The sequence below is a fragment of the Desulfonatronospira sp. genome (genome assembly GCA_003563255.1).
Classification (GTDB): Bacteria; Desulfobacterota; Desulfovibrionia; order Desulfovibrionales; family Desulfonatronovibrionaceae; genus Desulfonatronospira.
Genome location: PWSL01000431.1, coordinates 1 through 2,639 on the forward strand (window position 1 = coordinate 1; position 2,639 = coordinate 2,639).

Sequence of the window (2,639 nt, forward strand, 5' to 3'; positions counted from 1 at the left end):
CAGTCCGAGTTTGCGGGCTTTTTTATTCAGGGTCTCCACCTGGTTGCCGCTGACCCGGCCCAGGAGTTCCGGGTGATTATGGGCCTTGCCGGCAGGGCGGTACTGGCCCATGATGTTTAAAAAGGTATCCATGCTCAGGTTTTCTGCAAAAAACTGCAGCCATTCATCCGAGCCAGCCAGGTTGTCCGGCATGACCAGATGCCGGATCATCAGTCCCCTCCGGGCGATGCCCTGATCGTCAGTTTCAAGTCCTCCCACCTGTCGGTGCATCTCCAGGATGGCCTCTTTTGCTTTCCGGGGATAGTCCGGGGCGTCTGCGTATTTGCGGGCCTGTTCGCTGTAAAAAAACTTGGAGTCCGCCAGATATATGTCCACGATGCCGTCCAGAAGCTTTAGGGTATGCACTTCGTCGTAGGAACTGGTGTTATATACTAAGGGAATATTCAGCCCGTCACCAGCGGCCAGTTCCAGGGCCTGCAGGACCTGGAGGACCACATGGGAAGGAGTGACCAGGTTGATGTTGTGCGCTCCCTGTTTCTGCAGCTGCATGAAGATCCAGGCCAGCTGATTGGGGTGTACTTCCTGGTGGGTGCTCTGGTTGTCGCTTATGTCGTAGTTTTGACAAAAGACGCAGCCCAGGTTGCAGTGGCCGAAAAAAACTGTTCCGGAACCGCGCTCGCCCACCAGGGGCTCTTCTTCGCCGTAATGCAGATTGAACGCGGCCACCTGAGCCAGAGGGCCTGTGCGGCAAAACCCCAGTTCCCCCTCCAGCCTGTTCACCCCGCAGTTGCGCGGGCAAAGGCAGCATTTGGCGGACAACTGCCCGGCCTTTTCAATTCTGCGCCGTAGTTCACCTGTTTCCAATGCCTGTATGTAACCTGGCTGCATGATTGTCCTCCGTAATTCAAAAATATGCAATGTTGCTTAACTGTAACCATTTAAGGGAGTTCCGGAACCGGCCCCTGGCCTGGTGCCAGTAATCACTACCGAGGACCCCCTGAATGGTTACGCTGAACTCTGTATGTATGTATCTGTTTAGCACTTTTAAGGAAAGCAGGGGACAGGCACCCCCGCACTTATTTTTCAGTAATGATCTTCACATCAGCTAAAAATTAGTGCGGGGAGAGCCAGTCCCCGTGCCACATCCAAAGCGCTAAACAGATACACGATGTGACTGCAAAAAGTCATTTTTGCAGTCACAGACGTCAGAGATCAGAAGTCAGAAGTCAGTAAAATCAGAGAGTTATGTATATTGTTGATTTGTGAATTTTTCATTCCCCGACTTTTTGCAGGTGCATCATACACAGAATATATGAAAAAAGGTGCCAGGGAAGCCAGTTCACCTTCGGTCTGTATGCCTCTTCTCTCTCCGAGCTGTATGCTCTCCGAGCAGGAAGCCCGACCCGTAGACACCGGCTATACGACCAGAAGGTGGATCAGGAATCCATGCGACTTGCAAAGTGCTAAACAAATAACAGTCATTTATGTTCAATCCTGCCGATGTATAATATACTCATGACCCATGGATTGTATTCCAATATTTTTTTTTCAGCCAACGCAGCCCTATATAGAGCATAGTGAACATAATCAGTGCAATAAAAAACATCCTGGGATCGAGTTCAATTACAGAATTTCCAAGAATAATGAAAGGGATTCCCTGAGGAGCCTGGACAATGCTGTTCATAAATACGCAATAACTGAAGGGTACTCCGGCCAGGGGCAGGAGATAATTTTTCAAGGCATAGGGTAATCCTGGAATCGCATAAAACAGGAAGCTGAAAATGGCAGTGCTGTGTTCAGGTACACTGGGGACATGGTATCCTCTTTTTTCGCTGATTCTCTTGATGGTTTTTCTCAGTTTTCCGGATAAATAGTAACCAAGCATCGCATGCACGGGCAGGACCAGAAGCCACAGCAAAACGGCAAAAGGTATCCCGAACTTGATTCCGGACATGACCAAAAAAACGCTTATAGGGAAACCTGCAGCAGGGAGAGTGATCATCAAGGCAATGAATAAAACCGGAGACATACTCTGCTGAATGTATGAGAATTCATTTTGCAGGATGTTGTATTCGATGCCGGGGTATACACCGGCAGCGAACAATGCGATAACCAGAAAAAGCAATAAAATAAATAATACTGCAAAGCGGGCTCTGCCCGCAACCCAATTAAAAGAGTTATACCTGTCCAAAAATGGGTCGGTCCCCTCGACAATACTTTTTTGGTTTCGGCAATCTTTCATTTGCAATACCGGTTGCCATTGACGTATCTGTTAAGCGCTTTGGATGTGGCATGGGGACTGGCTCTCCCCTGCTTTCCTAAAAGCGCTAAACAGATACCTGTAGTGTAGCCATTCAGGGGGTGCCGGAATCACGCCTCTGGCGTGACTGGGGACAGTCCCCGCGATATCTTTCCTGCACAATATAATATGACAAACGCTTAGTTGTGTGAACCTGCACAGATAGTACATAGCGGGGACAGTCCCCGGGCCTGGTGCCAGCAATCAATACCGAGGACCCCCTGAATGGTTACCCTGTAGTGTAATTTTTAAGTCTTTGTTTTTAGCAGTTTTCATGCCTGGTGTCATGAAAGTGTAGCTACTCTGGATATAATCTAGGCGCTTATTGGAAATTTCAAAC

At 48.8% G+C, this 2,639-nt stretch carries 2 protein-coding genes; both read right to left on the reverse strand.

Features of this window, described 5'->3' with window-relative positions; all coding sequences use genetic code 11:
* Positions 1 to 888 (reverse strand): radical SAM protein (locus QZP87_RS12635; RefSeq protein WP_291323282.1); only part of this gene is annotated, 888 nt, incomplete at its 3' end.
* Between the two features lie 625 nt (positions 889 to 1,513).
* A complete protein-coding gene (locus QZP87_RS12640) occupies positions 1,514 to 2,029 on the reverse strand; it encodes a VTT domain-containing protein (RefSeq protein WP_291323283.1) in 516 nt (171 codons plus the stop codon).
* Between the last annotated feature and the right edge of the window lie 610 nt (positions 2,030 to 2,639).

Coding starts and splice junctions, on each gene's coding strand:
- QZP87_RS12640 (WP_291323283.1), bottom strand. CDS start 2,029: ATGTCTCCGGTTTTATTCATTGCCTTGATGATCACTCTCCCTGCTGCA.